This window comes from Pigmentiphaga sp. H8 (assembly GCF_003854895.1).
Lineage (GTDB): Bacteria > Pseudomonadota > Gammaproteobacteria > Burkholderiales > Burkholderiaceae_B > Pigmentiphaga.
This window is the reverse complement of sequence record NZ_CP033966.1, coordinates 5280524-5300721: the sequence shown is the minus strand read 5'-3', so window position 1 is coordinate 5300721 and position 20198 is coordinate 5280524. Positions and strand designations below refer to the sequence as shown.

18 protein-coding genes are annotated in these 20198 nt (G+C 66.9%); 15 read left to right on the top strand and 3 right to left on the bottom strand.

The window, feature by feature from the left end:
• Positions 1 to 22 precede the first annotated feature (22 nt).
• Positions 23 to 823 carry a ComF family protein gene (locus tag EGT29_RS25000; protein ID WP_124691533.1) on the bottom strand — a complete coding sequence of 267 codons (801 nt, stop codon included), beginning with the start codon at positions 821 to 823 and terminating at the stop codon, positions 23 to 25.
• A 102-nt stretch (positions 824 to 925) separates the two neighbouring features.
• Here EGT29_RS25000 and EGT29_RS24995 point away from each other — a divergent pair, with 102 nt between their 5' ends.
• The 7 genes from EGT29_RS24995 to EGT29_RS24970 all read left to right on the top strand — a co-directional run bounded on the left by EGT29_RS24995 (position 926) and on the right by EGT29_RS24970 (position 6831).
• Positions 926 to 1873, top strand: a complete 948-nt coding sequence (locus tag EGT29_RS24995; RefSeq protein WP_124691532.1) for a methyltransferase domain-containing protein — start codon at positions 926 to 928, stop codon at positions 1871 to 1873.
• A 189-nt stretch (positions 1874 to 2062) separates the two neighbouring features.
• Positions 2063 to 3223: a cytochrome c oxidase subunit II gene (gene coxB / locus EGT29_RS24990; RefSeq protein WP_124691531.1), complete on the top strand. Its 1161-nt coding sequence runs from the start codon at positions 2063 to 2065 to the stop codon at positions 3221 to 3223.
• A gap of 112 nt (positions 3224 to 3335) precedes the next feature.
• Positions 3336 to 4937: a cytochrome c oxidase subunit I gene (gene ctaD, locus EGT29_RS24985; RefSeq protein ID WP_124691530.1), complete on the top strand. Its 1602-nt coding sequence runs from the start codon at positions 3336 to 3338 to the stop codon at positions 4935 to 4937.
• The gene (locus tag EGT29_RS28820; RefSeq protein ID WP_238160194.1) at positions 4938 to 5048 is read left to right on the top strand and encodes a cytochrome oxidase small assembly protein; all 111 of its coding nucleotides are present in this window, start codon (positions 4938 to 4940) and stop codon (positions 5046 to 5048) included.
• A 25-nt stretch (positions 5049 to 5073) separates the two neighbouring features.
• Positions 5074 to 5670: a cytochrome c oxidase assembly protein gene (locus EGT29_RS24980; protein WP_124691529.1), complete on the top strand. Its 597-nt coding sequence runs from the start codon at positions 5074 to 5076 to the stop codon at positions 5668 to 5670.
• Positions 5667 to 5882: a DUF2970 domain-containing protein gene (locus tag EGT29_RS24975; RefSeq protein ID WP_087838631.1), complete on the top strand. Its 216-nt coding sequence runs from the start codon at positions 5667 to 5669 to the stop codon at positions 5880 to 5882. Before EGT29_RS24980 ends, EGT29_RS24975 begins: the two co-directional genes overlap by 4 nt.
• A 73-nt stretch (positions 5883 to 5955) precedes the next feature.
• Entirely contained in the window at positions 5956 to 6831 is an 876-nt protein-coding gene (locus EGT29_RS24970) for a cytochrome c oxidase subunit 3 (RefSeq protein WP_124691528.1), read from the top strand.
• A 348-nt stretch (positions 6832 to 7179) separates the two neighbouring features.
• On the opposite strand, the gene EGT29_RS24965 is transcribed toward EGT29_RS24970, so the two are convergent.
• Complete coding sequence (locus EGT29_RS24965) at positions 7180 to 7380, bottom strand: twin transmembrane helix small protein (RefSeq protein ID WP_124691527.1); 201 nt, start codon at positions 7378 to 7380, stop codon at positions 7180 to 7182.
• A gap of 93 nt (positions 7381 to 7473) precedes the next feature.
• On the opposite strand from EGT29_RS24965, the gene EGT29_RS24960 reads away from it, so the two are divergent.
• The 6 genes from EGT29_RS24960 (at position 7474) to EGT29_RS24935 (ending at position 12568) form a co-directional block, all read left to right on the top strand.
• On the top strand, positions 7474 to 8259 hold the full coding sequence (locus EGT29_RS24960; RefSeq protein WP_124691526.1) for an SURF1 family protein: 786 nt from the start codon (positions 7474 to 7476) through the stop codon (positions 8257 to 8259).
• Positions 8231 to 8875, top strand: coding sequence for a hypothetical protein (locus tag EGT29_RS24955; RefSeq protein WP_238160192.1), 645 nt, complete (start codon positions 8231 to 8233; stop codon positions 8873 to 8875). Before EGT29_RS24960 ends, EGT29_RS24955 begins: the two co-directional genes overlap by 29 nt.
• A 9-nt stretch (positions 8876 to 8884) precedes the next feature.
• Complete coding sequence (locus EGT29_RS24950) at positions 8885 to 9934, top strand: heme A synthase (protein ID WP_124691525.1); 1050 nt, start codon at positions 8885 to 8887, stop codon at positions 9932 to 9934.
• Positions 9935 to 9949: 15 nt separating this feature from the next.
• On the top strand, positions 9950 to 10834 hold the full coding sequence (gene cyoE, locus EGT29_RS24945) for a heme o synthase (protein ID WP_124691524.1): 885 nt from the start codon (positions 9950 to 9952) through the stop codon (positions 10832 to 10834).
• A gap of 7 nt (positions 10835 to 10841) precedes the next feature.
• On the top strand, positions 10842 to 11441 hold the full coding sequence (locus EGT29_RS24940) for an SCO family protein (protein WP_124691523.1): 600 nt from the start codon (positions 10842 to 10844) through the stop codon (positions 11439 to 11441).
• A 152-nt stretch (positions 11442 to 11593) separates the two neighbouring features.
• Entirely contained in the window at positions 11594 to 12568 is a 975-nt protein-coding gene (locus tag EGT29_RS24935) for a tripartite tricarboxylate transporter substrate binding protein (RefSeq protein ID WP_124691522.1), read from the top strand.
• A 690-nt stretch (positions 12569 to 13258) separates the two neighbouring features.
• Here the strand turns inward: EGT29_RS24935 and rpoH are convergent.
• Complete coding sequence (gene rpoH, locus EGT29_RS24930; protein ID WP_124691521.1) at positions 13259 to 14173, bottom strand: RNA polymerase sigma factor RpoH; 915 nt, start codon at positions 14171 to 14173, stop codon at positions 13259 to 13261.
• 262 nt (positions 14174 to 14435) lie between these two features.
• Between rpoH and EGT29_RS24925 the strand changes: the two genes are divergently transcribed.
• Both EGT29_RS24925 and EGT29_RS24920 read left to right on the top strand, forming a co-directional pair.
• Complete coding sequence (locus EGT29_RS24925) at positions 14436 to 15137, top strand: hypothetical protein (RefSeq protein ID WP_124691520.1); 702 nt, start codon at positions 14436 to 14438, stop codon at positions 15135 to 15137.
• Between the two features lie 207 nt (positions 15138 to 15344).
• Positions 15345 to 20129: a glutamate synthase-related protein gene (locus tag EGT29_RS24920; protein ID WP_124691519.1), complete on the top strand. Its 4785-nt coding sequence runs from the start codon at positions 15345 to 15347 to the stop codon at positions 20127 to 20129.
• Positions 20130 to 20198 lie beyond the last annotated feature (69 nt).

Sequence of the window (20198 nt, the reverse complement as noted above, 5' to 3'; positions counted from 1 at the left end):
TCGATCGAAATCGTTTGTTGCCTCAGTCCCGACATTCTGCCCGCGGCCTGGCACGCAAACCGGCGGGAAATTGCCCCGGGGTGCGCGCCACGGCCAGTGCGACCACCGAGGCGGCCCCGGCCATCCGCAGCGCGGCCGCCGCCGCGTGCAGGGTGCTGCCCGTGGTCATGACGTCGTCCACCAGCCCGACGCACAGCCCCCGGGCCTGCGGCGCGCAAGCATACAGCCCCCGCACCGCCTCGCGCCTGCCCAGGCGCCCCAGGCCGCTCTGCTTGGCCTGTTCGCGGCGGCGGCGCAGCAGGTCGTGGCGCACCGGCAGCGCCAGGTCGCGGCCCAGGGCGCGGGCGATCTCGGCGGCGGGATTGAAGCCGCGTCGCCGCAACGACGCGAACGAGGCGGGAATGGGAACCAATACGGTCCCGGACTCCAGGGGTTGCGGCTGGTGGCGCACGGCCTCGGCCAGCAGGTTGCCCAGCAGGTCGGCGCGGCCGTAGCGGCGGCCGTTCTTCAATTGCAGCACCAGGGCGTCGGCCGGCGGCGCGTAGTCGAAGGCGATGATGGTGCGCGAGAACGCCGGCACGAGGTCCGCGCAGTCGGGGCAGGCGGTGTCGTGCTCCGGCAGGGGCAGCGCGCAGCGGGCGCAGCGCCACGGCAAACCCAGGCCCGGTAGGGTGCGGGCGGTCCGGCAGGCGGCGTCCTCGCAGGCGGCGCACAGCATGCCGCCGCGGCCGCGGCTGGCGCACAGGGGGCAGTCGGACGGCACGAGCGCGCGCAGGCGCGCCGCCAGGTGCCGCCAGCGCGGCAGGGGGAAGGGTGTGGGCATGAAAAACCTGTCGGTGGCATCATGGAGGGTGGACGCGGCTACCGCGTCCGGGCGCTTTTGCGCCGCAGTTTAGGAATTCCTTGGATTTTCGTGCGTGTTGCAATGACAGAAAGCTCCCATCCAGAACGCCTGCCGACGCTGCCCCTGGCGCGCGAGCACGTGGCGCTGCAGTTCGGGCGCCGGGGCGACCTGGAGGCGGCGCAGTTCCTGTACGGCGAGATCGGCGCCCGTATGTTCGAGCGCCTGGAATACATCCGGCTGGCGCCGAAAGCCATGCTGGACGCGGGTTGCGGCGCCGGCGCGGCGCTGGAGCGGCTCCAGGCGCGCTATCCCGGGGCCGCCTATACCGGCGTGGACCTGAGCGCGGCCGTGCTGGCCCATGCGCGCCGGCTGCACCTTCCTGCGTCGATGGGCGCGCGCCTGCGCCATTCCGCGCTCAAGCTGGCCGGCCGCGGCGCGCCGCCGCTGCCGGCGTTCGTCCAGGCCGACATGGCCGCCACGGGCCTGCCGCCCGAGTCGCTCGATCTCGTCTGGTCCAACATGGCCCTGCACTGGCACCCCGAGCCGCACGCGGTGCTGGCCGAATGGCGCCGCCTGCTGCGCGTGGGCGGGCTGGCGATGTTCAGCTGCCTGGGGCCCGCGACGTTCCGCGAGCTGCGCGAGGCGGTGGCGCGGGCCGGCCTGGATACGGTCACGCCCGAGTTCGTCGACATGCACGATTTCGGCGATCTGCTGATCGAGAACGGCTTCGCGGATCCGGTCATGGACCAGGAGGTGCTTACCTTCACCTACCGGCACGCCGACAGCCTGCTCGACGACGTGCGGCGGCTGGGCGGCAATCCCGCGCGCGGCCGCAGGAGGGGGCTGGCCACGCCCGCGTGGCGCGCGCGGCTGGTCGAGGCCATCGAGGCGGGACGCGGGCCGGACGGCCTGATCCGCCTGACCGCCGAAGTCGCGTACGGCCATGCGTGGCGTGCCGCGTCATACCGGTCGGCGCCCGGCGAGACGCATGTTCCGGTCTCGTCCATAGGGCGCGGCGGGGTGCGCTGAGCCTGCTCAAAGTGGCTCGGGTTGCTGGTCCCGTCTGGCACCCCGTATAATCTTGCGATTCTATGCGCTAGCAACATAATTATTTTCCACGGCGCATGGTGAGGAGTTTTGTGGCGGTGGGGGCCCGCGCAAGCTGCGCACGGTGTCGGCTGCCTGAATAACACTAAACGCTGTTCTTCGAGGTCGGACATGAAGAAGTGGTTGGGTGGGTCGTTGGGGGCGTTGATGGTCAGCATGCTGGCCGGCAACGCAGCATTTGCCGTCAACGACAGCGTGGGCGGCCCGAAAGTCAATCAGCTCAATCTGCACGAGCCTGTCACCAGCATCGCCGCGCAGATCGAGTGGCTGCACTGGATGATGCTGGCCATCTGTATGGTCATTTTCATCGCGGTGTTCGCGGTGATGTTCTATTCCATCTGGGCGCACCGGAAGTCGCGCGGGGCCAAGCCCGCGTCGTTCCACGAGAGCATAGGCGTCGAAGTCGCCTGGACCGTGATTCCGTTCCTGATCGTCATCGGCATGGCCCTGCCGGCCACCAAGACCGTGGTCGCGATGAAGGACACGTCCAATGCCGACGTGACGGTGAAGGCCACCGGCTACCAGTGGAAATGGGGCTACGACTACCTTAACGGCGAAGGCGAGGGCATCTCCTTCCTGTCCAACCTGTCCACCCCGATCGAGCAGCGCAACGGTACCGAGCCCAAGGGCGACAACTACCTGATCGAGGTCGACAATCCCCTGGTCGTGCCGGTCAACAAGAAGGTCCGCGTCATCACCACCGCCAACGACGTCATCCACGCCTGGATGGTGCCGGCCTTCGGCGTCAAGCAGGATGCCATTCCCGGCTTCGTGCGCGACACCTGGTTCCGTGCCGAGAAAACCGGTGAATTCCGCGGCCAGTGCGCGGAACTGTGCGGCAAGGACCACGCCTTCATGCCCATCGTCGTGAAGGTCGTGTCCCAGGAAGACTATAGTAAGTGGGTCGAGGAGCAGAAGGCCAAGCTGGCCGCGCAAGCCGACGACCCCAACAAGACCTGGACGGCCGACGAACTGAAAACCCGCGGCGAAAAGGTGTTCGCGTCCAACTGCGTGGCCTGTCACCAGGCCAACGGCAAGGGCGTGCCGGGCACCTTCCCCGCGCTGGACGCCGACCCGACCGTACTGGGCCCCAAGGACAAGCAGATCGAAACCTTGCTGAAGGGCCGTCCCGGCACCGCCATGGCCTCGTTCGCGCACTTGTCCGACGTCGAGATCGCCGCGGCCATCACCTACACCCGCAATGCCTGGAGCAACGCGGGCAAGGGCCAGGATCCCGTCGTGCAGCCCGCCGATGTGAAGTCGGCCCGCTAAGGACGCGCCGCCGCCCCGAGGGGGCGGCCATGCAGTACCGGTTCAGTTTTCACATATTGAGCGCCTTCGTCACGATAGCGAAGACAGCAGTACGGAGCAGCAAGGAGCCATCATGAGCAGCACCGCGATCGATCACGCCCACGGGCACGATCATGACGACCACGCCCACGGTCATCCGACTGGCTGGCGGCGTTGGCTGTTCGCCACGAACCACAAAGATATCGGTACGATGTACCTGATCTTTTCCTTCACGATGCTACTGGAAGGCGGACTGCTGGCGCTGCTGCTGCGCACGGAGCTGTTCGAGCCGGGCATCCAGTTCTTCCAGCCCGAACTGTTCAACCAGTTCACCACCATGCACGGCCTGATCATGGTGTTCGGCGCGATCATGCCGGCCTTCGTGGGCTTCGCGAACTGGATGATCCCGCTGCAGATCGGCGCCTCGGACATGGCCTTCGCGCGGATGAACAACTTCAGCTTCTGGCTGCTGCCCGTGGCCGCCATCCTGCTGACGGTTTCGTTCTTCGTGCCCGGCGGCGCCACCGCCGCGGGCTGGACGCTGTATGCGCCGCTGTCGGTCCAGATGGGACCGGGCATGGACTTCGCGATCTTCGCGGTCCACATCATGGGCGCCTCGTCCATCATGGGCTCGATCAACATTATCGTGACCATCCTGAACATGCGCGCGCCCGGCATGACGCTGATGAAGATGCCGCTGTTCTGCTGGACCTGGCTCATCACCGCCTACCTGCTGATCGCCGTGATGCCCGTGCTGGCCGGCGCCATCACCATGGTGCTGACCGACCGCCACTTCGGCACCTCGTTCTTCAACGCGGCCGGCGGCGGCGACCCGGTCATGTACCAGCACATCTTCTGGTTCTTCGGGCACCCCGAGGTCTACATCATGATCTTGCCGGCGTTCGGCATCGTGTCGGCCATCGTCCCGGTGTTCGCCCGCAAGCGCCTGTTCGGCTATGCCTCCATGGTGTATGCCACGGCCTCGATCGCCATCCTGTCGTTCATCGTGTGGGCCCACCACATGTTCACGACCGGCATGCCCGTTACCGGCCAGCTCTTCTTCATGTACGCGACCATGCTGATCGCGGTGCCCACGGGCGTGAAGATCTTCAACTGGCTGGCCACCATGTGGCGCGGTTCCATGACCTTCGAGACGCCGATGCTGTTCGCGATCGGCTTCATCTTCGTGTTCACGATGGGCGGCTTCACCGGCCTGATCCTGGCCGTCGCGCCCATCGACATCCAGGTGCAGGACACCTACTACGTGGTGGCGCACTTCCACTACGTGCTGGTGGCCGGTTCGCTGTTCGCGCTGTTCGGCGGCACCTACTACTGGCTGCCCAAGTGGACGGGCGTGATGTACGACGAGAAGCTGGGCAAGATCCACTTCTGGTCCTCGCTGATCTCGTTCAACATCACGTTCTTCCCGATGCACTTCCTGGGCCTGGCCGGCATGCCCCGCCGCTACGCGGACTACGCCGCCCAGTTCACCGACTTCCACCAGATCGCCACCATTGGCGCCTTCTGGTTCGGTCTGTCGCAACTGCTGTTCCTGTACGTCGTGCTGAAGGCCTACCGGGGCCATGGCGAGCCCGCTCCCGCCAATCCCTGGGGCGCCGAGGACGGCGGCCTGGAATGGACCCTTCCTTCGCCGGCGCCGTACCATTCGTTCGAAACGCCGCCCCAGGTCAAGTAGATGGTCACGTCCGAGCAGCGCCGCCGCAACCGGCGCACGGGCCTTGCACTCGCAGCTCTGGTCGCCGCGTTTTTCCTGGCGGTGATCCTGCGCAAGGTCTTCCTCGGCTGACCCGATACGTGTCGCAGGTGCCCCCATGACGCCTCCCGACTCCAGGCAACCCGCCAAACCCGCATCCGAGAACAGCCGGATGCTGGGCAAGCTGGCCGTCATCATCGCGATGATGTTCGGCTTCGGCTATGCACTGGTTCCGATGTACCGCGCCATTTGCGAGGTGACCGGCATCAACGTGTTGACCAAGGTCGACGCCGATGCCGCCGCCTTCGCGCGCAATACGCAGGTCGATACCAGCCGTACCGTCAAGATCGTGTTCGATGCGAACATCCACGGTCCGTGGCGGTTCCGTCCGGTGCAGTCGTCCATGGACGTCAATCCGGGCGAACTGGCGACCATCGTCTACGAGATCGCCAACCAGCAGGACCGCGAAATGGCGGGGCAGGCCATCCCCAGCTATGCACCCATGCTGGCCGGCCAGTATTTCAAGAAGCTGGAATGCTTCTGCTTTTCCCAGCAGGACCTGAAAGCGCGCGAGACGCGCCAGTTCCCGGTGGTGTTCGTGGTGGACCCCAAGCTGCCGAAGGATGTGAATACGATCACGCTGTCGTACACGTTCTTCGAGGTGGGCGCGCCGGCAGCCGACGCGCGGCCCGCCGAGTCCGGAGGCAAGAGTTGAGCGACGATCTGAAATCGGCGGCCGGCCGCAAGCTCAATTTCTTCCAGACCCTGGGTGCGGTGCTGTGGTCCTTCACGGGCTTGCGGCGGGGGGCGGACTACCGCAACGACGCCGCCAAGCTCAATCCGATCTACGTCATCATCGCCGGTGTCGTGATGGCGGTGGTGTTTGTGGTAGTGCTGCTGTTGATCGTCAGGACGGTCGTCGGCTAGAACAACAAGGATGGCCGGGACGGCCGTCTCCGAATCATGTGCGGTTTTGTGGAATTCGCGAAGGAGAGTTGAGATGAGTGCAAGTCACTCGGTTTCGGGCAAGGAGGCGCCGTACTATTTCGTGCCGGCTCCATCCGTGCATCCCGCCACGGCCAGCCTGGCACTGCTGTTCTTCCTGCTGGGCATGGCCCTGTGGGTCAACAGCGTGAGCGTCGGCCCATGGTTCGTGCTGGCCGGCGTACTCGGCTTCCTCTTCGTGCTCTACCGCTGGTTCGGCGACGCCATCGCCGAGTCCACCGGCGGGCTCTACAGCAAGCGCGTCGACGTCTCGTACCGCTGGAGCATGAGCTGGTTCATCTTCTCCGAGGTCATGTTCTTCGCGGCCTTCTTCGGCGCGTTGTTCTATGCCCGCGCGATCACGACGCCCTGGCTGTCCGACCTGGACACCCGCATGGTGCTGTGGCCCGATTTCGCCGGCGCCTGGCCCAATACCGGCCCGGCCGGGACCATCGAGCCCTTCACCGCGATGGGACCCTTCTGGATCCCCACCATCAATACGGCCCTGCTGCTGACCTCGGGCGTGACGCTGACCATCTCGCACCACGCGCTGCTGGCCAGCAACCGCACGAAGGCCGCGTTCTGGCTGTTCGTCACCATCCTGCTGGGCGCGACCTTCATGGGCTTCCAGGCCTATGAGTACTTCCACGCCTACACCGAGCTGAACCTCAAGCTGACCTCGGGCGCCTTCGGCTCCACCTTCTACATGCTGACGGGCTTTCACGGCTTCCACGTCACCATGGGGGCGTTGATGCTGGCGGTGATGCTGCGCCGCCTGATCCGGGGCGATTTCACGGCTACCCACCATTTCGGTTTCGAAGGCGCCGCCTGGTACTGGCACTTCGTCGACGTGGTCTGGCTGGGCCTGTACCTCTTCGTCTACTGGTTCTAGAAGGGATCCCCCCTACGCGCTGACGCGCGCCCAGCATGGTGAGCCCCCAGCCGCTACGCGGCAGCCCCCCGAGGGGGCCGGGACCCGCCTTGGGGCGGCCCGGCGCCGGGCCCCGTAGGGGCGGCACCAGCGGACCGGCAAAGCCGGATCCGCAGTGCCCTGGAGTGGGGGGCGGGTGTGTGAGGGAGCGTTGATCTGCCCTCGCGCCGCCTGCGACAGTTGGCCGCTTCCGGGGTGGGTGGGGCGCTGGCACACTAGCAGGCTAGGGCCTTCCGGTGGGCCGGACAGGGGCCTGCCCGTCAGGGCCGCCGCGGCCGTCCAGATGTCGCGCCGCCTGGCGCGGACCGGTCAACGCAGGCCGGTGCTCTGGATCCAGCCCATCCAATGGGCGAACAGCACGAACAGGAACAACAGCACCGACAGGCCGATCCGGGCCGTCAGCGCGTAGACCATGCGCTTGCTATTGCCGGTATCCCTCATCAGGTAGATCAGGGCGGAAGCCAAGCTGTACAGAATGCCGACGAAGGCTATGCCTACTATGATGCGCATCGAATCTCTCCTCCAGCCCGCGATTATGGCAGTCCACGCGGTGCCGTGCGCTTCTTCCGCCGCATGAAACGCCCGGCGTCCGATCTTGCCGGCATGCCGGCGCCAGTTCCGGCGGCTGTCCGCCGGCATGCCGGCGGTGGTTCCGTCCCGCTGGCCCTGGTGCTGCTGGCAGCCACGGTCGTGGTGACGGTCGCGCTGGGCCGCTGGCAGCTCGGGCGGGCCGACGAGAAAGCGGCCACGCTGGCCGCCCTCGAGGCGGGCCGCACCCTGGCGCCGCTGGCGCTGGGGCCGGACCGCGCGGGCGAGGACCTGATTCCCTGGCGTTCGGCCCAGGCGTCCGGCCACTGGCTGGCCGACCGGACGGTGCTGCTGGACAATCGCATGGCCGACGGCCGGCCGGGGTTCTGGGTCGTGACGCCCCTGGCGTTCGACGACGAAGGCCGGCAGGCCGTGGCCGTGCTGCGGGGCTGGCTGCCGCGTCCGGTGCCGGATGCCCCGGTCACCATACGTACGCCGACCGGTCCGGTTACCGTGCGGGGCGAACTCGTCCCGCGCGTGCCGCGCCTGTTCGAACTGCCCGCCCTGAGCGGACGCAAGCGCGACGAGCTGGCATCGAGCCTGCCCGGCTGGCCCGGCGCGCCCCCCCGGGTACAGAACCTGGAACTGGGCACCTACGCCAAGGCCGCGGGCGTGGCCCTGCTGCCCGCCGTGCTGGAACAGACCGGCGATGCGCCGGACGGGCTGGTCCGTGACTGGGCCGGTCCGCCCACCAATATAGACACGCACCGCGGCTATGCGTTGCAGTGGTTTTCGTTCGCGGCCATTGCCGCCATCGCCTTTGGAGTCATCCTTGTCCGAGTCCTCCGCCCGAAACGCTAGCGGCGCCGCCGCCCGGCCCCGGCGCTCGCTGTTCGCCCTGTACGCGGTGCTGGCGGTCTGCGCCGCGCCCGTGCTGGCGGCCGCGCTGGTCTATTTCCTGGAATGGCGCCCGGGCAGCGCCGGCACCAACTACGGCGACCTGGTCGAGCCGCAGCGCGCCGTTCCGCCGGCCGAGCAGTTGCAACTGACGAATCTGGATGGCACCCCGTTCGACTTGCGCAGCCTGAACGGCAAGTGGGTCATGGTGGCTGCGCACGGCGGCGATTGCGGCGACGAATGCGCCAAGAAGCTCTACATCATGCGGCAGACGCATGCCAGCACGGGCAAGAACGTGGGCCGTATCGAGCGCGTCTGGCTGATCCTGGACGACGAGCCCGTGCCGACCGTGGTCATCCGCGCCTATGAAGGCACCCACATGGTCCGGGCCCGGAGCGAGCAGGTGGGGAACTTCCTCGCGCTGCCGTCCGGTGTCGACGCCACGCCTGCCGCGCTCGGCCAGCACATCTGGCTGATCGACCCCCGCAACAACCTGATGCTGCGCTTCCCCGAGAATCCCGATCCCTTGCGCCTGCGCGACGACATCGGCAAGCTGCTGCACGCTTCGCGCATCGGCTAGGGCGGGACCATGGACACGCAACGCCCCGAACAGGGGACCTCCCGGATCCGCGCCCGCTATGCCAGGCTGGTGGCGATCACCATGTTCCTGACCTTCGACCTGATCATGTTCGGCGCCTTCGTGCGGCTGACCGATTCCGGCCTGGGTTGTCCCGACTGGCCGGGATGCTACGGCAATGCGTCTCCCATCGGGGCGCGGCACGACATCCACGCCGCCGCGACGGCCATGCCCGAGGGACCGGTTACACTATCCAAGGCCTGGATAGAGATGATCCACCGCTACGCGGGCACCCTGCTGGGCATCCTGATCATCGGCATCGTGTTCATGGCCTGGCGCCACCGCAAGGCGCTGGCGCAGTCGCCCCGGCTGGCCACGGTGATCCTGCCGGCGGTCTGCCTGCAGGGGGCCTTCGGCGCCTGGACCGTCACGCACCAACTGATGCCGGCCGTGGTCACCGCCCACCTGCTGGGCGGGATCAGCCTGCTGGCGCTGCTGACCTGGCTGTCGGCCAGGCAGACGGTGCTGCCGGATATCGTGCCGGAAGCCGGACGTTGGCGGAAGTACGTCGCGGTCGGCCTGGTGCTGCTGTATACGCAGCTGGCGCTGGGGGGCTGGGTCAGCACGAACTACGCGGCGCTGGCCTGCATGGATTTCCCGACCTGCCATGGGCAGTGGCTGCCGGACATGGATTTCCATGGCGGCTATTCGATCGTGCGCGGGCTGGGCGAGCTGCCCTCGGGCGAGATCATCTCGCAAAGCGCGCTCACCGCCATCCACTGGACGCACCGCAATTTTGCGTTCGTGGTCCTGATCTACCTGGGCGCATTGGCGTTCAGGCTGCGCCGCTACGAAGGCCTGCAGGGGCCGTCGCGAGCGTTGCTGGCCATGCTCGTGGTGCAACTGCTGACCGGGCTGACCAGCATTTTCCTGCAATGGCCTATAGTGATCGCCGTGTTGCATAACGGCGGGGCCGCCGTCCTGACCATCCTGTGCGTGACGCTGCTGGTCAGGCTGGGCCGGGCCCGCCACGCGCCGGATAACGGCGCGAGGGCCTACTGAAGTTCGGGAATCCTCATGGAAAGCATTACTGTGTCTACCGTCAGTCTGCGTCTTCGGCAATATTGGGTGCTGACCAAGCCTCGCGTCAGCCAGCTTGCCGTTTTCTGCGCGGTCATCGGTATGTTCCTCGCGACCCCCGCGGTGCCGCCGTGGCAGACCGTGATCGCGGCGACGATAGGCATCTGGCTGCTGGCGGCGGCCGCCTTCGCCATCAACTGCCTGATCGAAGAGCAGGTCGATGCGCGCATGGCCCGCACCGCCCACCGGCCCACCGCCCGGGGCGACATCGGCGCGCTGCAGATCATCGCCATGTCGGGCGTGGTCGGCGGCCTGGGCATGACGGTGCTCTACACCCTGGTCAATCCGCTGACCATGTGGCTGACCTTCGCCACCTTCGTCGGCTACGCCATCATCTATACCGTCATCCTGAAACCGCGTACGCCCCAGAACATCGTGATCGGCGGCCTGTCCGGCGCCATGCCCCCCGCGCTGGGCTGGGCCGCCGTGGCCGACAGCGTCCCGGCCGAGGCCTGGCTGCTGGTGCTGATCATCTTCATCTGGACGCCGCCCCATTTCTGGGCCCTGGCGCTGTACCGCACCAAGGATTACGAGAACGCCGGCCTGCCCATGCTGCCCGTCACGCACGGCCAGAAGCTTACGCGGCTGCACATCCTGCTGTATTCCGTGGCGCTGTTCGCCACCACGCTGCTGCCCTATGTCATCCGCATGAGCGGCCTGGTCTACCTGGCCAGCGCCGTGGCCCTGGGCGTGGTGTTCGTTGGCTACGCCTGGAAGCTCTACCGCCACTACAGCGACGAGCTGGCGCGGCGCCTGTTCCGCTATTCGATCCTGTATTTGTCGCTGCTGTTCGCGGCGCTGCTTGTCGACCACTGGATGTGAGGTAGTCATGGCCGAGTTTGCTGTTTCCCGCCGTTTTGTCCTGCGCGCCGGCGCTGCCGCCGTGGCGGCGGCAATGCTAGCGGCTTGCGAGAAGAAGCCTTCGTTCAACAGCACGGATGTAAGCGGGTCGGACCTGGGCACCGATCTGTCGCTGACGGACTCCAACGGCCAGGCCCGCACGCTGCAGGATTTCAAGGGCAAGGTCCTGGTCGTGTTCTTCGGCTTCGTGCAGTGCCCCGACGTCTGCCCGACCACGCTGGCCGAGTTCGTGCAGGTCAAGAACAGCCTGGGCAAGGACGGCGACAAGGTCCAGGTGGCGTTCGTGACCGTGGACCCCGAGCGTGACACGCCCGAGATCCTGCGCGCCTACGTGACCCAGTTCGATCCCAGCTTCCTGGGGCTGCGCGGCGACGCCGATGCCACCGCCCGCGTGGCCAAGTCCTTCAAGGTGTTCTACGCCAAGGTTCCCGGCAAGGAACCCGGTTCCTACACCATGGACCACACGGCCGGCGTCTACATCTACGACCCCGAGGGGCACCTGCGCCTGTTCGCCCGCCACAATGCCGGCGTCGACGCCCTGGCCAGCGATATTCGTCAGCTGTTGTAGCGCTTGCGGCGGTTTCCCTAGCGTTTCGGCCCGCCTTGCCCGCGGGCCGTTTCACTTTTGGCAAACGGTCAACGCAGTTGTGACCGGAATGCAGATTGTCTTGGCCATCCGTTCGACACACCATGGCGAACACTGATCGCCAAGGAGATCCGATGGCAACATTCCAGGCAGCCCGTTTCATCGCGCTGGGCCTCGCCGCCTTAGGGCCGGCGCTCGCGGCCGCGCAGCCCTATCCCACGGGGCCGGTGACCATCGTCGTGCCCTACGCGGCCGGCGGTCTGGCAGACAACATCGCGAGGCCGATCGCCGACGCCCTGGGGCGCGAATTGAAGCAGCCGTTCATCGTCGAGAACAAGGGCGGGGCGGGTGGGGTGATAGGCATGGGGGCCGTCGCCCGAGCCAAGCCGAACGGCTACACCTTGCTGCTCTCGCTGTCGGGAATCTCGGGCTTGCCCGAGGCGGACCGCCTGCTGGGCCGCAAGCCGGCATTCCAACTGGACCAGTTCGCGCCCATCGCCCGCATTACCGCCGATCCCAACCTGCTGGTGGTCCGGGCGGATGCGCCCTGGCGTTCGGCGGCCGAGCTGGTGGCCGCCAGCAAGGCCGATCCGCAGGCGCTGAACTACGGGTCGTCCGGCGTCTACGGCGCGATGCACCTGCCCATGGAAATGTTCAAGGCCGCCAGCGGGGCCCGGATCACGCACGTGCCGTTCTCGGGCGGTAGCCCGGCGCTCGTATCGCTGATGAGCGGCCAGATCCAGACCGCGGCGGCCGGCGTCGCCAACGCGACCACCTTCCTGAAATCCGGCAAGATGCGCGCGCTCGCGCACTGGGGCAGCGCTCCGCTTGCGGCGCTGCCCGATGTCCCGAGCTTGAAATCGCTGGGCTACGACGTGGAGTTCACACAGTGGTCGGCCCTGTTCGTCCCCGCCGGCGCCCCCGACGAGGTCACGACGCGCCTGCGCGCAGCCATGAAGAAGATCGCCGCCCAGCCCGCCCTCCAGCAGACCTTCGCCTCCTTGGGCAGTCCCATCGACTACATGGACGCCCCCGACTTCGCCCGCTATTGGCAAGCCGACGCCCAGCGCGTCCAAGCCGCTGTCCGCCGCATAGGGAGAGTGGACTGACCCCCTACGCGCTTCGGGCGCCCAGAATGGTGGGCCCCCAGCCGCTACGCGGCAGCCCCCCAAGGGGGCCGGGACCCGCCTTGGGGCGGCCCGGCGCCGGGTCCCGAGGGGCGAAACCGGCGGACTGGCAAGGCCAGATCCGCGGTTTCCTGGGTCCAGGGAAACTATCTTGGACTGAATCACTGTTGCTACCGCTGGCAGCCAGCGATAGCACCGGTGCCACAACCCAAGAAACGGGCACTAGACCCAGGATGCGGTGGATCCGGCTCCGCCGGTCCACCCGCATCGCCCCCTTGAGGGGGCCCGCGTAAGCGGGTAGGGGGTGGGCTCCCCCTAAAAAAAACGGGACACCGAAGTGTCCCGTGAATATCCGCCTCAAGTGGGGGGGAGGGAGGAGAAAAGCAGAGGCGGACGTATCGGCTGGTACCGGCAGACTGCACCGGAAGAAACGTCGAGCGGGGGGAAGCCCGACATTCCGACACGAGGGCGTTGCACCCAAAGCGTGTCCCACCTGACGGTTAGTCCTCTCCCCAGCGGGGAAGTTCACCCGCCACCCGTGTTTCCACGTAAATTTCCGCCAATTCTGTAACCTGATGTGACATATGCCGCGGGCAAGCAAAAAGGGCGGATCCGGTGGTCCCGGAATCCGCCCTTGGGGCCCATGCCGATGAAGCGGCCGTGGCGGTCGGGTCAGGCGTACTCGGCCAGCGCGCCGCGCATCTTGGTCATGGCGCGCGCCTCGATCTGGCGGATGCGCTCGGCGGACACGCCGAACTCGTCCGCGAGCTCCTGCAGCGTGGCGCCGCCTTCGTCCTTCAGCCAGCGCGCTTCGATGATGCGGCGCGACCGTTCGTCCAGGCTTTCCAGGGCCTGAAGGAGTCCGCTGCCGTGCAGTTCGTCGCGGCGGCGTTCCTCGAGGATGGCGCTGGGCTCCTGCTGGCCTTCGTCCGAGAGGTACGCGATGGGGGCGAAATCGTTTTCGCCGTCATCGGTGCCACGGCCTTCCAGGGCCATGTCCTGTCCGTACAGGCGCACTTCCATCTCGGTCACGTCCTGCGGACGCACGTTCAGGCTGGCGGCGATTTCCTCGACCTGGTCCGGCGTGAGCGCGTGCGAGTCCGGCTTCAGGCTGCGCAGGTTGAAGAACAGCTTGCGCTGGGCTTTGGTGGTGGCCACCTTGACCAGGCGCCAGTTCTTCAGGATGTACTCGTGGATCTCGGCCTTGACCCAATGGATGGCGAAGGACACCAGCCGCACGCCGCGGTTGGGGTCGAAGCGCTTGACGGCCTTCATCAGGCCGACGTTGCCTTCCTGGATCAGGTCGGCATGCGGCAGCCCATAGCCCAGGTACTGGCGGGCGATGGCGACCACCAGGCGCAGGTGCGACAGCACCAGTTCGCGGGCGGCGTTGAGGTCCTGCTTTTCCTGGTAGCGCTGGGCCAGCTCGTGTTCCTGCTCGGCCGTCAGCACCGGCAGGCGGTTGACGGCGCCGATATAGGCTTCGATCGTGCCAAGGGCGCCCGGGTTGGCGATGGCCAGGGCCAGCGCGCCCGGACCGCTCGTGGCGGGTGCGAGGACGTTGGACTGATTCGACGAACGTTTCATAAACGGCTTACCTCCATGTCTGAAGGTTAGCACTCTCGAACAAAGAGTGCTAATGGGTGTTTTTGATGGGTGCGATAAAGCGAATCGATCGCTGTGCGATGCAGCACGGCGGGCGAATCCGGCCAGGTCGGCGCCAGGGCGTCCGGTAGAAGGCCAGAGGTGGGCAGGCGATCAGGGTTTCATACTGCATAGACCATGAAATCGGCGTATCGTTCGCGGAAACCTGCATTTTCCGACCTTCGATATTGATGCGTCCCTAAAAATGGCCCGTTTGCCCCGCCTGTATGCCCCGGATCTCCCCCATCTTGCCCAGGCCCGTTTCACGGTGCCCTTGTCGGCCGGCGGAGACGGCGGCGCCATGCTGGACCAGGTCGCCGCCTGGCTGGAGGCAGACGCCAGGCAGCACGGGGTGGCAGTGCATGGGTGGGCGCTTACTTTCGACCAGTTGCTGCTGCTGGCCACTCCCACCGGCCCGGGAGGAATCTCGGCCGTGATCCAGTCCCTGGGGCGCCGCCTGGCCGCCCGGCTGCATATAGGAAGGGTCTTCGCCGGCCGGTTCCGGTCCACCCTGGTCGAACCGGGCGCCTGGGTGCTGCCCGGCCTGATCTGGCTCGAAACCGTCCCGCTGCGCCAGGGGCTGGCGGGGGATGCGGAGCTGTGGCGATGGTCCTCGGCCCCGGCGCACATGGGAGCCGCGTCGGCCGGCATGCTGCACGACCATGCCGATTACTGGGCATGCGGCAACACGCCGTTCGACCGCCAGGCCAACTACCGCGCCAGGATGGCCGAAGGCGTGGCCCAGTCTGTGGCACAGCGCATCGAGCAGGCGCTGTACGGCCAGTGGGCACTGGGTGGACCGGCCTTCGTGCAGTCACTGGAGGGCACCAGCAGCCGGCGGGCCACCGCCAGCAAGCGGGGGAGGCCGCGCAAGCAGCCCAAGGTCCAGGAAGAAAACGCACGATAATGGTGCGTCCCTTATTTAATTTCCACGATTTGTAGCCTGGATAATAATTAGGGACGTTCCCCGTTTTATTTTTCTTGCAGCCCCTGGTGCGCCGCAGTATCGTCGATTCCCCTCGGCGCCGCACGCCTGCGCGCGCCGTGTTCGGAATCCCGATGTCCAGTACCCCGGATTCGTGCCCGGCACACGGATCCCCCAGCGGAGCGCACCATGCCCCTATCCAGCCAGGACCACCTCTCGGCCCCGTCGTCCCGGACGGCCGTCATCGACGCCTCCCGCATCGGCCTGCCCGCGCCGCGCCAGCCGGACGCCCAGGGCCTGTACGACCCGTCCAACGAACACGACGCCTGTGGCGTGGGCTTCGTGGCCCACATCAAGGGCCAGAAAAGCCATTCCATCATCCAGCAGGGCCTGAAGATTCTCGAGAATATCGACCACCGCGGCGCGGTGGGGGCCGATGCGCTCATGGGCGATGGCGCGGGCATCCTGATCCAGATCCCGGACGCGCTGTATCGCGAGGAAATGGCCGGCCAGGGCGTGGCCCTGCCCGCTCCCGGCGAGTACGGGGTGGCAATGGTGTTCCTGCCCCAGGAAATGGGGTCGCGCCTGGCCTGTGAGGCCGAACTCGAGCGTGCCGTGCGCGCCGAGGGCCAGGTGGTACTGGGTTGGCGCGACGTGCCCATCGACAAGGACATGCCGATGTCGCCCAACGTGAAGGTCATGGAGCCGGTGATCCGGCAGCTCTTCATCGGCCGCGGCGGCGACGTCATGGTGCCCGATGCGCTCGAGCGCAAGCTGTACGTGATCCGCAAGATGGCCTCGCACGCCATCCAGAAGATGCATCTGAAGCACGGCAAGGAATATTTCGTGCCGTCCATCTCCAGCCGGACCGTGGTCTACAAAGGCCTGCTGCTGGCCGACCAGGTGGGCCGCTACTATCGCGACCTGGCCGACTCGCGCGCCGTCACGGCGCTGGCCCTGGTGCACCAGCGTTTCTCGACCAACACCTTCCCGGCCTGGCCGCTGGCCCACCCCTACCGCCTGATCGCCCACAACGGCGAGATCAACACGGTCAAGGGCAACTTCAACTGGCTGCGCGCGCGCGAAGGCGTGATGCAATCGCCGGTGCTGGGCGACGACCTGAAGAAGCTCTATCCCATCGTCTACGAAGGCCAGTCCGATACCGCCACGTTCGACAATTGCCTCGAACTGCTGGTCATGTCCGGCTATTCCATCTCGCACGCGATGATGATGATGATCCCCGAGGCCTGGGAACAGCATGCCGAGATGGACGAGGCGCGCCGCGCCTTCTATGAATACCACGCTGCGATGATGGAGCCCTGGGACGGCCCGGCCGCCATCGCCTTCACCGACGGCCGCCAGATCGGTGCGACGCTGGATCGCAACGGCCTGCGCCCGGCGCGCTACATCGTCACCGACGACGACCTGGTCATCATGGCATCGGAATCCGGCGTGCTGCCGGTCCCGCAAAGCAAGATCGTCAAGAAGTGGCGCCTGCAGCCGGGCAAGATGTTCCTGATCGACCTGGAACTGGGTCGCATCATCGACGACAAGGAACTGAAGGACCAGCTCGCCAACAGCAAGCCCTATCGCCAGTGGATCGAGCGCATCCGCATCAAGCTCGACACGCTGCCCGAGCCCGTCCGTGAAGAGATCGAGGAAGGCCGGTCGGCGGTGCCCATGCTCGACCGGCAGCAGGCTTTCGGCTGGACGCAGGAAGACTACAAGTTCATCCTGCGCCCCATGGCCGCGCTGGGCGAGGAAAGCACGGGCTCCATGGGCAACGACGCGCCGCTGGCCGTGCTGTCCGGCAAGAACAAGAGCCTCTACAACTACTTCCGCCAACTGTTCGCGCAGGTCACCAACCCGCCCATCGACCCCATCCGCGAAAACCTGGTGATGTCGCTGGTGTCGTTCATCGGGCCCAAGCCCAACGTGCTCGACATCAACAACGTGAACCCGCCGCTGCGCCTGGAAGTGGCGCAGCCGGTGCTGGACTTCGCCGACATGGCGCAGATCCGCCACATCGAGCGGGTCACCAACGGCAAGTTCAAGAGCTTCGAGCTGGACATCACCTATCCGGCCGCCTGGGGCAAGGAAGGCATCCAGGCCCGCGTGGCGGCGCTGTGCGCCCAGGCCGTGGACGCAGTCAAGAGCGGCTACAACATCCTGATCGTGTCCGACCGCCTGGTCGACAGCGGCCGCGTGGCCATACCCGCGCTGCTGGCCACCTCGGCCGTGCACCAGCACCTGATCCGCGCCGGCCTGCGCACCAGCACCGGCCTGGTGGTGGAAACCGGCTCGGCCCGCGAGGTGCACCACTTCGCGCTGCTGGGCGGCTACGGCGCCGAGGCCGTGCACCCCTACCTGGCGATGGAAGCGCTGGCGCACGAGCATGAGCACGACGCCAAGGTGCCGGTGGACAAGGCCATCTACAACTACGTCAAGGCCATCGGCAAGGGCCTGCAGAAGGTCATGTCCAAGATGGGCATCTCGACCTATATGTCGTACACCGGCGCCCAGATCTTCGAGGCCGTGGGCCTGAACCGCCCGCTGGTCGAGCAGTATTTCCCGGGTACCGCCAGCAACATCGAGGGCATCGGCATCTTCGAGGTGGCCGAGGAATCCCTGCGCATGCACAAGGCGGCCTTCGGCAACGATCCGCTGCTGGAAGGCGCGCTGGACGAGGGCGGCGAGTACGCCTTCCGGATCCGCGGCGAAGAGCACATGTGGACGCCCGACGCCATCGCCAAGCTGCAGCATTCCACCCGTGCGGACAACTACCGCACCTACAAGGAATACGCGCAGATCATCAACGACCAGAGCAAGCGCCACATGACGCTGCGCGGCCTGTTCGAGTTCAAGTTCGATCCGGCCCACGCCATTGCGCTGGCCGAGGTCGAACCGGCCAAGGACATCGTCAAGCGCTTCGCCACCGGCGCGATGTCGCTCGGGTCGATCTCGACCGAGGCCCATTCGGTGCTGGCGATCGCCATGAACCGCATCGGCGGCAAGTCCAACACCGGCGAGGGCGGCGAGGACGAGCTGCGCTATCGCACCGAACTGCAGCACGGCAAGGCCGGCATCAAGGACGGCGACACCCTGGCTTCGGTGCTGGGCGCCGATCGCGTGGTGGCCGACGTGCCGCTGAAGGCGGGCGATTCGCTGCGTTCGCGCATCAAGCAGGTGGCCTCGGGACGCTTCGGCGTGTCGGCCGAATACCTGGCCAGCGCCGACCAGATCCAGATCAAGATGGCGCAGGGCGCCAAGCCCGGCGAAGGCGGCCAGCTGCCCGGCCACAAGGTGTCCGAATACATCGCCAAGCTGCGCTTCTCGGTGCCCGGTGTGGGCCTGATCTCGCCCCCGCCGCACCACGACATCTATTCCATCGAGGACCTGGCCCAGCTCATCCATGACCTGAAGAACGCCAATCCCCAGGCGTCGATCTCGGTCAAGCTGGTGTCCGAGGTCGGCGTCGGCACGGTGGCCGCGGGCGTGGCCAAGGCCAAGTCCGACCACGTGGTGATCGCCGGCCACGACGGCGGCACCGGCGCTTCGCCCGTGTCGTCGATCAAGCATGCCGGCACGCCCTGGGAGCTGGGCCTGGCCGAGACGCAGCAGACCCTGGTGCTGAACCACCTGCGCGGCCGCATCCGCGTGCAGGCCGACGGCCAGATGAAGACCGGCCGCGACGTCGTGATCGGCGCGCTGCTGGGCGCCGACGAGTTCGGCTTCGCCACCGCGCCGCTGGTGGTCGAAGGCTGCATCATGATGCGCAAGTGCCACCTGAATACCTGCCCGGTGGGCGTGGCTACGCAGGATCCGGTCCTGCGCGCCAAGTTCCAGGGCAAGCCCGAGCACGTCGTCAACTTCTTCTTCTTCATCGCCGAGGAAGTGCGCGAACTCATGGCCCAGCTGGGCATCCGCAGGTTCGACGAGCTGATCGGCCGTTCCGACCTGCTCGACATGCGCGCCGGCATCGAGCACTGGAAGGCGCGCGGCCTGGACTTCAGCCGTGTGTTCCATCAGCCTCGCGTGGCGGCCGAGGTGGCCCGCCTGCACGTGGACGAGCAGGACCATGGGCTGGCCAAGGCGCTGGACCACCAGTTGATCGAGCGCGCGCGCCCCGCCATCGAGCGCGGCGAGAAAGTCTCGTTCATCACGACGGTGCGCAACGTGAACCGCACCATCGGCGCCATGCTGTCCGGCATGGTGGCGCGCAAGTACGGCTACGAGGGCCTGCCCGACGACACCATCCACATCCAGTGCAACGGCACGGCGGGCCAGAGCTTCGGCGCCTTCCTGGCCCACGGCGTGACGCTGGACCTGGTGGGCGACGGCAACGACTACGTCGGCAAGGGCCTGTCGGGCGGCCGCATCATCGTGCGCTCGCCCAATGATTTCCGCGGCCATGGCCCCGAGCACATCATCGTCGGCAACACCGTGCTGTACGGCTCGCTGTCGGGCGAGGCCTATTTCAACGGCGTGGCGGGCGAACGCTTCGCGGTGCGCAACTCGGGCGCCGCGGCGGTGGTGGAAGGCGTGGGCGACCACGGCTGCGAATACATGACCGGCGGTACCGTGGTGGTGCTGGGCGAGACCGGCCGCAACTTCGCCGCCGGCATGTCGGGCGGCGTGGCCTACGTCTACGACCCGGACGGCTCCTTCCGCCTGCGCGCCAACCTGGCCATGGTCGAGCTGGAAGAGGTCGTGCCCGCGGCGGTCCAGGAGAAGGAAGGTTCGCAGCGCCTGTGGCACAGCATGGTGCGAGGCGGCGAACGGGATACCGACGAGGCCATCCTGCGCCGCCTGGTCGAGAACCATTTCCGCTACACCGGCAGCTTCCGCGCCCGCGACATCATGGATGCCTGGGAAACCGCCCGCACCCGGTTCGTCAAGGTCATGCCGACGGAATACCGGCGCGCGCTGGGCGAAATGTGGGATGCCCGGAATCCGCAGAAGCTGGCCGCCTAGGCACGCCTTGCCGCCGGGAGGCGGCGCGAACCGTAACGAAATCGGAGCCGGCGCGGCGTACGCGCCGGC